Consider the following 11,956-nt stretch of genomic DNA (forward strand, 5'->3'; position numbering starts at 1 on the left):
GCTCGTGAGGTCGCCGTGAGCGTCAAGCAAAAACTCTTGTTATCCGCCATCCTAGTGGCCGGGATCCAGGCCATCGTCATGGGGGTCGTGTTCTACTTCTCCGCCCAGGAGTCGCGCAGCAGCGCCGAGATGCTGCTGACCAAGCAGGTAGAGGCCGATCTCCTCGCCCTGAATCTGAAGGAGAAGGAGTTTCTGCTACACAAAGACCCCGTGGCAGCCACCGCCTTCGGCGCACTGCGGGATGAAGCCAGCCGCCTGCTCGCCGACATGGCCAGAGACCATCAGGGCCCCCAGCAGGCCGACATCCTCAAGTTTGCCACTCAGCTTCAGGATTATGCCCGCCAGTTCGAGGCCCTGCGTGCCCAGCAGGAGAAGATAGGGCTCACCCCGGAAAGCGGCTATTACGGTGCCCTGCGCGGTGCCATCCACGCCCTGGAGCAAGAGCTGAAGCGCCGGGATCAGCAGCAGGAGAGCCTGCTGATGCTGCAACTGCGCCGGGATGAGAAAGACTTCATGCTGCGCCGTGAGCTGCGCTATAGAGACAAGTTTGAGCAAGACCTTGCCCCCCTGAGCGCAGCCCTCGCTGGCGAACCTGCCCTCGCCGCCCTGCTCGAGCAATACCGCCAGAACTTCCTCGCCCTGGTGAGCCAGGAGCAGCGCCTGGGTCTGAGTGCCAAGGAGGGGCTGCGCGCCGAACTCAACCTCAGCGCCGAGCAGATGCGCCAGGCGGGCATGCGGCTGACTCAGGCACTCTCCCGGGAGGCCGAGGCCACCCATGATCGCATCCTCTGGATCATGGGCTTGCTCTGCAGCCTCGGCATATTCGTGGCCCTGGGCCTCAATCTGCTCATTGGTCGTGATGTCATGGCGGGTCTGCAACGGCTGGCCGACACCATGCGTCGGGTGACGGCCAGCAGCGATCTCACCCTGCGCGCCCGCATCACCTCCAAAGACGAATTCGGCGCCATGGGGCGCGACTTCGACACCATGCTTGAGCATTTCAACAAGGTCATCGGCCAGGTGATCGCCTCGGTCACGGATCTCGAGCAGCTCACCGCCCAGCTGCAGCGCAACGCCAACGCCGCCCGGGAAGGTACCCAGCAGCAGTTGCAGGAGAGCGATCTGGTCGCCACCGCTGCCACAGAGATGGAGAGCACGGTGCAAGAGATCGCCAACAACACTGAGAGTGCCGCCGACAGCGCCCGCACCACCAACCTGAGCGCTCAGCAGGGCCGGGATAGCGTGGAGACCACCATGGCGGTCATTCACTCCCTCTCTGCCAAGCTGGAGGCCTCCAGCCAGGTGGTGCAGGAGCTGGCCGAAGAGAGTCAGCAGGTGGGCAATGTGCTGGCGGTGATCCGTGCCATCGCCGAGCAGACCAACTTGTTGGCCCTCAACGCCGCCATCGAGGCCGCTCGGGCCGGGGAGCAGGGCCGCGGTTTCGCCGTGGTCGCCGACGAGGTACGTAATCTGGCCATGCGTACCCAGCAGAGCACCAGCGAGATAGCCACCATCGTCAGCGGGCTGCAGGCCCGCACCCAGAGCGTGGTCAGCCTGATTGGCGAGTGCCGCAGCCAGGGAGAGCGCAGCGTCGAAGCCGCCGCCGAGGCGAGCCAGCAGCTTGCCAACATCACCCGCCAGATGGATCAGATGATGGACATGAGCACCCAAATCGCCACGGCAGTCGAGGAGCAGAGCTCGGTGGCGAGCGAGATCAACCGCAACGCCGTGGTGATCCGCGACATCGCCAACGAGGCCATGGAGCAGGCCGAGCAGAACAGCCGCGCCAGCCAGAATGTGGCCGAGCAAGCCAGTCTGTTGCACCAGGCGGTCGATCAGTTCCGGGTCTGATCCCTGAAAATAACAAGGGCGGCCCCGGGCCGCCCTTGTCGTTCTCCACTCGCAAGTATCACCCTGCTCCGTTCGACTCTTTCTGCCAGCCCGCTCAGGCCGCGTCGGAACGTTTCCCCTCCCGCTCATCCCTGAGCTGAGCGAAGATCATCGCCGCCAGCATCGACATCAAACCGATGCAGAGGTAGGTGAGGTGAAAACCATGCAACCACTGTTCACTGTGCGCCGCCGCAAACAGACCCAGCAGGCTGGCGGCGATGGCGACCCCCAGGCTCATGGAGAGCTGCATTACCACGGAGAGCAGGCCGTTGCCGCTGCTGGCGTGCTCGGCACTCAGATCTTGCAGCGTGAGAGTATTCATGGCGGAGAACTGCAAGGAGTTGACGGCGCCGAATACCCCCAGCCAGGTGAGCAGTGCCCAGTAGGGCAAGTCATTGTCAATGAGGGAGAAGCTGGCGATCAGGGCACCCAGCAGCAGGGTATTGCCCACCAGAATTCGGCGATAACCGATGCGCGGGATCAACGTGTTGACCAGGGTCTTGGTCAACATGGCGCCGATGACCGTCGGGATCATGGTCATACCGGCCGCGCTCGGTGAAAAGCCCAGGCCCAGCTGGAGAAACAGGGGGGTGAGGAAGGGCATGGCGCCACTGCCGAGCCGGGCAAAGAGGTTGCCCCAGACGCCGATGGCAAAGGTCTTGGTCTGAAACAGCGCCAGGCTGAACAGGGGCCGCTCGGCATTGGCGGCATAGAGCCAGTAGCTCGCCATGGCGGCCAGGCCGGTGATGAGCAGCAACAGAGACCAGCCGGTGGAGAGGCTGTGCTCCCCCAGCCCCTGCAGACCCACCGAGACCAGCACCATGCCGGCACTGAACATCACGAAACCACGCCAGTCGAATCTGGGGGTCTCGCGCCGCATCTCCGGCATGTAGTGCCAGCTGGCGATAAAGCCGAGCAACCCCACCGGCAGATTGATGAGGAAGACCCAGTGCCAACTCGCGACCTCCACCAGCCAGCCCCCCAGTGCGGGCCCTATCAATGGGCCGACCAGGCCTGGGATGGTCACGAACGACATCACCTTGAGCAGCTCTCGCTTGCTGAAGGCACGCAGCACGGCGAGACGCCCCACCGGCATCAACAGGGCACCGCCCACCCCTTGCAAGACCCGGGCGGCCACCAGCATGGCGAGAGTGTTGGACATGGCGCAGGCCAGCGACCCTAAACTGAACAGGGCGATGGCCCACAGATAGACACGGCGGGTGCCAAATCTGTCCGCCAGCCAGCCGGAAGCCGGGATCAAGAGCGCCACCGTCAACATGTAGGCGATGACCACCGACTGCATCTGCAGCGGGCTCTCGCCCAAGGTCGCGGCCATGCTCGGCAGCGCGGTGTTGAGGATGGTGCCATCCAGGGTCTGCATGAAGAAGCCGACCGCAGTCAGCCAGGGCAACCACTTGAGCTGGGCCGCCGAGAGTTCCGGGTGTGGCTGCGTCATTGAGATCTCCCTCAGGGGTTAGCGCCAGGGAACAGGTCCCACATCCTATCCGGTCTTGTCAGAGCAACAACCGCGACAAGGCGGCGTGCTGACAGGCTGATAGAACAGCCCTTGCTGTTTGGGCAGCGCCAGCCAGTCTCGCAGGATCTCACCCACTTGCACAAGCCCCGCCTCGGCGCAGAACCGGCGTCCGGTGCATCATGGCACAGACCCGGGTGCCGCAAGCGCAGCATCGGGCTAATCAATCCAAATGACGCTCATGACATGGGTCGGATTGGCCGACCCACACAGCACCACTCAGGCGTCGGGGGTACCCAGCATGGCCCTGAGCTGGGCTGCCAGATCTGGCTCCTGGGCCTTGAGGGTCGCCAGAAACAGCGCCTCTATCCCGGCGCGCTCTGCGCGCTTGACGATGAAGACCAGCCGGGACTGGGCCCGCCCTTCCGGCCAGTCGAGCAGCGTCTGCAGCGGATAGAGCTGACCGTGCACACCGTGGATCACCACGGGCTGACTCTCCCCTTCCAGTTGCAGTATGCCCTTGAGCCGCAGCAGGGCATCCCCGTGGGTGAGCTGCACCGCTTCGATGGCGGCCAATAACCGGGCCGGTTTGAGGGGCTCACCGATCCGCAGGGAGAAGCTCTCTATGTTGCCATGTTCGAAATGGGTGGGCGCGGCCGTGCCCACCTTGGCGGCGAACGGCTGCATCTTGGGTTGCATTATCTGCTGCATTGGGGAAGCCAGCCCCTGCCTGGGCGCCTCGGTGCGCAGCCAGGCGAGCAGACGGCGCACATCCCGCCCCGCCCCTTCGTTGTAAGCGCCGAGCTTCTCCAGCACCGCTGGCGAGAGCTCGCCGTTGCTGACCCGCTCGATGGGGGCCGCCGGGTTGAGGGTTGCCAGCTGGCTTTCCACCCGCACCAGCGTCTCCACATCCACCAGATCGCCCTTGCTGATCACCAACAAGTCCGCCAGCGCCACCTGCTTGACCGCCTCGTACTGGCTCGCCAGCTGCTGCTCGATGTGGCCGGCATCCACCACAGTCACAGTGCCATCGAAGCGGTAGCGCTGGGCGATGAAGCCCTCTTCCCGCAGGGTGAACAGCACGGGAGCGGGATCCGCCAGACCCGTGGTCTCGATGATGAGTCGCTTGAAGGGTTTGATCTTCTTCTGGATGGCCTTCATGAACAGCCCCTGCAGCGCCTCCACCAACGAGCCCTGCACCGAGCAGCAGATGCAGCCCGAATCGAGCAGTACCACCTGCTCGTCTATCTGCTGCACCAGATGATGATCCAGCCCGATGGAGCCGAACTCGTTGATGAGCACGGCGCACTCGCCAAGTTCAGGCTGCTTGACCCAGTGGTTGAGCAAGGTGGTCTTGCCGCTGCCGAGAAAGCCGGTCAGCAGGGTCACGGGAATGCGGGTATCCTGGTTGTCAGTCATGGCTCTCTCCTGCCATCGGGGCGGCCGGGGCAAACAGCTGGCCCAGCCAACGGTTTTCGAAGCGGCTCTGGGGATCCAGCTCGGCCTTGAGCGCCATGAAGTCGTGCCAGCGTGGCAACAGGGCCGGGAAGTCGTAGAGATCCATCGCCAGGTGCTTGCCAAAATGCGGAATGCCACCGAGCGGCACCAGCAGCTGTTGCAGCTCGCGCATCTGCTCCATGGAGCCATTGACGAAGGTACCATCCGCCGCCAGGTAGACCAGGAAGCCTATCCAGCAGACGTCCTGCTGATAGGCGCCGCTGAGCCAGGCCTCGGAAGGTCCGGTGCAGCGCAGGATGAAGGGGTAGTGCAGCACGCCGGGGTTCGCCTCCTGCCACGCCTGCAAGATCTCTAGCGCCTCGTTCATGCGGTGCAAGGGCACCGCTACCTCACAGTTGATCTGCGGCGCCGGTATCCCCTTGCAGAGGATCTGATAGACGTTGCCCACTAAGTCAGAGGCATCCTTGAAGCGGCGCACCGTCTCGAAATGTTCCCCCGCCAGGGCCTCATCCTTGGTGTCCTTGGCCATCTTCTGCAAGGTGGCGTCTATGGTGGCGTTCATCCGGGCGTCTATGTCCCCCTCCAGCAGCAGCGGCTCGCTGCCCCCTGCCCGGTAGCGGGCTACTTCCTCATCGCTGGCGGGGTCCACCAGCCAGATGTGGCTCTCCCCCGTCCAGGCGAACCACCAGCTCTTCACGAAGCCATGTTCGCGATTGAGCCGCTCGTTATGGGCCAGCAGGAAAGGATAATCGGTGGTGAACTTGGTGCAGCGCATGATGCGGTTCGGCACCGTCCTGAGGGTGACTGCCAGCAAGATACCGAGCAGTCCCAGTCCCATCACGAAGGCACCGAACTGGGGATGCGCGCGGTCAATGTCGCGGATCTCCCCATCGGCCAGCATGATGCGCAGCGCCAGTACGGCATCCCCCAGGGTGGATTGGTGCAGCCCCTGACCATGGGTGCCTGTGCTGAGTGCACCGCCCAGAGTCTGAATGCCGATCACCCCGGGGGAGGCTGGCAACATGCGATCCATGGCGATGAGCTCGCCATAGATGGTATCGAGCGGCGTCGCCGCGTGGTAAGTCACGCTGTCTGCCGTCACCCCGAGCTGGCCGGTCAGCTTGCAGAGATCCACCAGCAGCGCCTGGCTGCCTTCGGCATAGACGCTGTGAATGGGTTCGAAGGAGAGGCCGGAGCCAAGCAACCGGATCTTGCGGCCAGGCTGTTCGCGCAGCAGACGCTGCAGCTCCTCATGACTGCCGGGACGCCAGACCTGATCCAGGGCGCCGAGGGGGTTGGTTCTGGACCAGTTGAACAGCACCTCCCGATCCGCGATCGCCTTGATGCTATGAAATGCCTGGAACCTGACCGTCATACCGCGCCTCATCTGACTTCAAAATGAGCCTGGATTCTACCGAAAAGCGAGCGCCAAGGCATGAAAAACAAGCCCCTACAGTCGAGGGTGGATAAGGAGAGCCGCTCTTCTTCCCCTCAGCGTGATTGCTGGGTCAATGCCAGCAGCATGCCGAATCCCACCAGCAGACCGCCAAAGATCCGATCGATCCAGTGGCGCACCGCCAGCAGACGAGCCCGCACCGACTCGCTGGAGAAGAAGATCGCCACCGCGCTGAACCAGAGAGCATGGGCCAGCACTATGAAGGCGCCGTAGCCGAGCTGAACCGCCAACGGCGTCTGCGGCTGCACCACCTGCATGAAGAGGCTGACGATGAAGATGGTGGTCTTGGGGTTGAGCGCATTGGTCAGAAACCCGGTACGCAGTGCCCCCAGGCTGGAGAGGGCTGGCTGACTGGCCAGCTCTTCACCGGTCGCGGGCTGGGCCCGCAGCATCTTGATGCCGAGGAAGATGAGGTAGGCCGCCCCCGCCAGCTTGATGAGGTTGAACAGCCAGAGGGACTGCTGGATCAGCAGGCCCACCCCCAGCAGGGTGTAGCTCACGTGGACGCAGACCCCGGCCGCGATGCCGAGCGCCGTCAGCACGCCGGTGCGACGGGAGAGCAGCAGGCTGTTGCGCGACACCATGGCGAAATCGGGGCCCGGGCTGATGACGGCAAAGAAGGTAATGGCGACTACGGCTAACAGTTCGGTCATGAAAATAGTCCTGATCACATGGAATATCGGCTATTTTATTTGGCAATAACCCCAATGACGAACGATAACTTCTGACATGAATGGTGAGAAAAATTCACAGAAAAGCCTGTCGCTGCCCTCCCTGACGGCCCTGCGCTGTTTCGAGGTGGCGGCTCGCACCGAACACTTCGGCCGCGCCGCTGACGAGCTGCACCTCACCCATGGCGCCATCAGCCGGGCGGTGCGCCTGCTGGAGGAAGACTTGGGAGTCAGGCTGTTCGAGCGGCGCCAGCGCCGGGTCTTCCTGACCGAGGCGGGCGACAAGCTCTATCAGACGGTCAGGGAGGGGCTGGGCCAGATCCGGGAGACGGCCCAGGCCCTGCGCCAGCAGAGCCGCCCCCAGTCGCTGGTGCTCTCCTGCGAGCCCACCCTGCTGATGCGCTGGCTGATCCCGCGCTGGCCCGCCTTTCAGGCCCTGCACCCCGAGCTGGACGTGCATCTGATGGCGGGGGGCGGCGCCCTCAGCTTTGGCAGCGGCATCGATCTCGCCATCCGGCGCAATGACTTCGACTGGCCCGAGGATCTGCACAGCCAGCTGCTGTTCGAGGAGCTGACCGGGCCTGTCTGCCAGCCGGACAAAGTGGCGCAGTTTTTCGAGCCGCGAGGAGAAAAATCCGCCCTGTGTCCCTCGGCCCCCCGCCTGCATACCAAGACGCGCCCGGATGCCTGGTCACGCTGGCAGGAGAATGCAGGGCAACCCCAGAATGACGAGGCGCCGACCCAGACCTTCGAACACTTCTACTTCAGCCTGCAGGCCGCCGTGGCGGGCCTTGGCGTCGCCATAGGCCCCCATCGGCTGGTGTGTGACGACCTGGAGGCTGGGCTATTGGCGGCCCCGCTCGGCTTCGTCCCGGATGGCACCGGTTACCACCTGCTCGCCCCCGCCAGACCCGAGCCCGGCAGCGCCCACGAGAAACTGGCGAACTGGTTGCACAGCCTGAGCTGAGCGCTCACTGCACCTCCCCGCACGGCAGTGTTGGCCTCGGGCCACCTGAGCCAGCCGTGACCTGGCTCAGGTGGCCCGAAAGGCACTGCCGCTCTGTTGCGCCGCCAGCAGACGAACCGCAGCTCCACACCGAGCCGGTCAGCCCCAGCGCCGCTGCGCGACTGCGCGACTGCGCGACTGCGCCACGGCGACAAAGTGTCTGACGCTCAGAAAGGGGTTCTGTACTGTCATCGATTCAGCCCCTGAAGGGATGAGAAATTGGCATTGCAGCCAGGCCCGGTCGATACCGACATGAACCCGGCTGACGGGGAATCGGCGGAGCAACCCAAGGGGATGATGGCGCTGGCCCGCTACGGCAAGGATGACAAAATCGCCAGCTTCGTCGCCGACCTGGCGGGACCTGAAGCAGGCTATGTCAGTGGCGCCAGATAGATGGCGGCTTCTCCGCCTGAGCCTCCGTTGGAGGTTACAAACAAAAGCCCCGGCACTCGCCGGGGCTTGCTCATCAGGGGACACCACTGCCGCACACTCGTGATGCGGCTTGCGTGGCAGGTCCGCTTCAAGCTGGCTCAGGCTGTTCCTGTTTGACCTCCATCGCTGGCGAGGCCGCCTGCGCCAACTGCTCATCGCAAAACTGCCGGACAGGCACGGGGCGGCCAAACAGATAACCCTGCAAGCAGGCTACCTTGCCCTTGAGGTAATCGGCCTGCTGCCGAGTCTCGACCCCTTCCGCCACCAGAGCCAGGCCGAGTCGGCTGCCCAAGTCGATCACATTGTCGACTATGTGTTCGGAGAGCGACTCGGTGCCGATCCGGCCGATGAAGGATTGATCGATCTTGAGGCAATTCACATGAAACTGTTGCAGATAGACCAGGCTGGAGTGGCCGGTGCCAAAATCATCCATCGCCAGTTGCACTCCCAGCGCATCGAGCTGCCTGAACAGCTCAAGGGTGTGGGGATCCGCCACCAGCAGCTCCCGTTCGGTCAGCTCGAGTACCAAGACGACCTTGCCCGGCGCGAAGCGGGCGAGGAACTCACGACACTGATCCAGCAGCACATTGTCACGGCAATGGGCGGCACTGATGTTGAACCCTATATGGAAGTCATCCGGCAAACAGGCCTGCCTGGCCGCCATCACCGCTCCCACCTCCGTCATGATGAGATGGGTCATGGGCACGATCAGGCCACTGGCCTCTGCTTGAGGGATAAAGAGATCCGGGCGGATCAGCCCTGCGGTGGGGTGTTGCCAGCGCATCAAGACTTCGGCCCCCACGACCCGCTCGCTATCACTGGCCACCAAAGGCTGCAGGAAGGGGACAAACTCTCTGGCCTGCAAGGCGCGGGCAAGCTCGTTGGTCGGCGAGCGCGGTCGGCCCAGCAACCACCACATAATGAAGGCAAAACCGACGCAGAAGCTGAACAGCAGTATCAACCCGAAACTGCGGTACTGCAGCAGACTCAGCCAGCTGGAGGAAAGATTGTGCCCAGCGCGAATAGTGAGGGGGTAGGTCTCGGAGCTCAGGCTAACCTGGGCCAGACCTGTCCAGAACGGCGTCTTGTCAAAGAAATGGCCCTGCTCATCGAGCCAGCGCCCGCCCACATTCAACATGATCTCGAGGGAGGGATCACTGAGATGCAGGATGAAGCTCAAGTAATCGCCATCGACCAGGGTGACGACGGCAGCATCGCCCTGCTTGGCCCGCATCGCCAGGAAAGGGTGATCCCTGCGTGCCGGGCTGGTATTGCCAAGCAACAGACTGCCTTGGCTATACTGTTCGACCCCATAAGGCATCTTGAACGCACCGAAGAAAGAGGTGCAGTAGATCTTGCCTTGCCGCGCCAGATTGACCGAGCGGACGAAGGGCACCAGGGCAACCTGCTCCCGCAAGGTATCCAGGACCGCCTCACAGGGCTTGCCCAACAGTGGCAAGGCATTGCGATTGGCCTCCTGTGCATGGCCCAACATGGTCTCCATCAGCATCATGGTCCGGGCTGCCGCGGCATTGGACTGCTGCAGCAGTTCGGTCTGATAACGGCTATGCAGCGCCAAACTGCCAAGCAGCATGGGCAGCGAGAACATCAGCAAGGTGATCAGCAGGCGCAAGTGGGGGCGAGTCGTATCGAACGTGGGACTATAAGGCATAACGGATCCAGCCACTAAAGAGGCCGATATTCTAACAGCTGTAACTGAACCCTGACCTAACCGTACAAAAAACACTCTCCCCTCGAGGGTACTGAGGTCCGGCGTGCGAGAACCTGACACTCGGGCGCTGACTGGGCGCAATCCGCAGCAGGGCCGGGGCTCAGGCCACCCTGACAAGCGTCTGCTTATCCCCCACCTCTGCTTTTGATAACGCATCACAGAAAGACCGCAGCGACGCAGGATGACCGAACAGATAGCCCTGCAGGTAATCCACCCCCTTGCCGCGAAGATAGTCGGCCTGCATCTCGGTCTCGACCCCTTCAGCCACCAACGCCAGGCCGAGCCGGGTCGCCAGATCGATGACGTTGTCAACGATGTGTTCGGACAGCGACTCGGTGCCGATCCGGCCGATAAAGGATCTGTCGATCTTGAGATAGTCCACATGAAACTGCTGCAGGTAAGCCAGGCTGGAGTGGCCGGTACCGAAATCATCGATGGCCAGCTTGACCCCCATCTCATCCAGCTGCTTGAACAGCGCGAGGGTGTGCGCGTCCGCCACCAATAGCTCACGCTCGGTGAGCTCCAGTACCAACACCACCTGACCCGGTACAAAGTGCCCGAGGAAGGCGCGGCACTCCGTCAGCAAGGAGAAGTCCCGGCAGTGGACGGCACTGATGTTGATGCCGACATGAAAGCCGTCCGGCAGTCTCTCCTGCCGCTGACCCAGCTGCTGGGCCACATCCCGCATCAACAGCTGGGTCATGGGCACTATGACGCCGCACGCTTCCGCCTGGGGAATGAACAAGTCTGGTCGGATCAGGCCGGAGGTGGGGTGCTGCCAGCGCATCAGCACCTCGGCCCCCATCAGCTTGCCGCTTCGGCTGGCTATCAGCGGTTGCAGGTAGGGCACAAACTCCCTGGCCCGCAGCGCCCGCTTCAGCTCCCCTTCCATGGTGCCCGGCCGTCCCAGCAGCCACCACACCAGCAGTGAGATGGTCAGGGAGAAGCCCAGCAACATCCAGATGGTCAGATGCCTGACACGCCACAGCGCCTCCCAGGTGGAGGGCAGTTCGAAACCGACATAGACGGAGAGCGGGTAGTGTTCGGACTTGGCCTTGTGCACCGCCAGGGTCGGCAATCTGTGATAGCCCTCCACCAGATGGCCCTGTTCGTCCAGCCAGGCATTGCCCACATGCAGCTGCGCTTTCCCCGAGACAGGGGCACTCAAGGCCAGCATCAGCTTCAGGTATTCGCTGTCGATGGTGCTGAGCACGGCCCCATCCTGCGACTCGGTGCGCACCACCAGCATGGGGTGATTGGCCCTGACCGGGTTGCCCGACAGCAGCCGCAGGAAGCCCCCGCTATAGCGACCGACGTCATCCTCCCAGTGCACATCCCCGAACAGCGAATTGCAGTAGACCCCATAGTGGTTGATGAGGCTGGCACTGCGAACGAAAGGGGTCAAGGTCACCTCCTTGCGCAGGGTCAGCAGCGACGTATTACAGGGGTGGCTGATCAGCGGGAAGATGTTTCTGTTGACCCCTTCGGCATGATGCAGCATGGCCTCTATCAGGCGCACGGCCTTGGTGGCCGCCAGCTCGGATTGCTTGTCCAGGGTGTGCAGATAGTTGTTGTGCAGTTCCCACAATCCCACCGAGGCCGGGCATGCGAACACCAGCAAGGCACATAGCAGTCGCCAACAGGGGCGCGTGGCATCTAATCCCAATAGAGACATCGTCTGATCATCCAGAAATGAGGCGGATAGAACGACCAACCCCATGACGTCGGCACCTTGCCGGCATGAAGCACAGAGTCGTAGCCAAAAAGCGAGGCATGATACAGCGGCCGATCCATTGCGCTCACGAACCAGATCAGTTTTTGCTCAATAAAACGAGAA

The 11,956-nt window shown here is 62.9% G+C and carries 9 protein-coding genes; 3 read left to right on the plus strand and 6 right to left on the minus strand.

Annotated features, from left to right (window positions below; all coding sequences use genetic code 11):
- Positions 1-15: 15 nt before the first annotated feature.
- On the plus strand, positions 16-1,851 hold the full coding sequence (locus tag BN1130_RS09915) for a methyl-accepting chemotaxis protein (protein ID WP_042041771.1): 1,836 nt from the start codon (positions 16-18) through the stop codon (positions 1,849-1,851).
- A gap of 94 nt (positions 1,852-1,945) precedes the next feature.
- On the opposite strand, the gene mdtD is transcribed toward BN1130_RS09915, so the two are convergent.
- From mdtD to BN1130_RS09935, 4 genes are all read right to left on the minus strand, one after another.
- A complete protein-coding gene (gene mdtD / locus BN1130_RS09920; protein WP_042041772.1) occupies positions 1,946-3,346 on the minus strand; it encodes a multidrug transporter subunit MdtD in 1,401 nt (466 codons plus the stop codon).
- A 297-nt stretch (positions 3,347-3,643) separates the two neighbouring features.
- Complete coding sequence (locus BN1130_RS09925) at positions 3,644-4,783, minus strand: CobW family GTP-binding protein (RefSeq protein ID WP_042041773.1); 1,140 nt, start codon at positions 4,781-4,783, stop codon at positions 3,644-3,646.
- Positions 4,776-6,197: a D-arabinono-1,4-lactone oxidase gene (locus BN1130_RS09930; protein ID WP_042041774.1), complete on the minus strand. Its 1,422-nt coding sequence runs from the start codon at positions 6,195-6,197 to the stop codon at positions 4,776-4,778. Before BN1130_RS09930 ends, BN1130_RS09925 begins: the two co-directional genes overlap by 8 nt.
- Before the next feature lie 116 nt (positions 6,198-6,313).
- Positions 6,314-6,931, minus strand: a complete 618-nt coding sequence (locus BN1130_RS09935; protein WP_042041775.1) for a LysE family transporter — start codon at positions 6,929-6,931, stop codon at positions 6,314-6,316.
- A gap of 76 nt (positions 6,932-7,007) precedes the next feature.
- Here BN1130_RS09935 and BN1130_RS09940 point away from each other — a divergent pair, with 76 nt between their 5' ends.
- Together BN1130_RS09940 and BN1130_RS21645 are read left to right on the plus strand one after the other, a co-directional pair.
- The gene (locus tag BN1130_RS09940) at positions 7,008-7,916 is read left to right on the plus strand and encodes a LysR family transcriptional regulator (protein ID WP_042041776.1); all 909 of its coding nucleotides are present in this window, start codon (positions 7,008-7,010) and stop codon (positions 7,914-7,916) included.
- A gap of 258 nt (positions 7,917-8,174) precedes the next feature.
- On the plus strand, positions 8,175-8,348 hold the full coding sequence (locus tag BN1130_RS21645) for an SDR family oxidoreductase (RefSeq protein WP_232301962.1): 174 nt from the start codon (positions 8,175-8,177) through the stop codon (positions 8,346-8,348).
- 127 nt (positions 8,349-8,475) lie between these two features.
- Here the strand turns inward: BN1130_RS21645 and BN1130_RS09945 are convergent, their stop codons facing one another.
- Positions 8,476-10,059: an EAL domain-containing protein gene (locus BN1130_RS09945; RefSeq protein ID WP_042041777.1), complete on the minus strand. Its 1,584-nt coding sequence runs from the start codon at positions 10,057-10,059 to the stop codon at positions 8,476-8,478.
- Between the two features lie 160 nt (positions 10,060-10,219).
- The gene (locus BN1130_RS09950; RefSeq protein ID WP_042041778.1) at positions 10,220-11,794 is read right to left on the minus strand and encodes an EAL domain-containing protein; all 1,575 of its coding nucleotides are present in this window, start codon (positions 11,792-11,794) and stop codon (positions 10,220-10,222) included.
- Positions 11,795-11,956: the final 162 nt, after the last annotated feature.

The organism is Aeromonas rivuli, from assembly GCF_000820045.1.
GTDB lineage: Bacteria > Pseudomonadota > Gammaproteobacteria > Enterobacterales > Aeromonadaceae > Aeromonas > Aeromonas rivuli.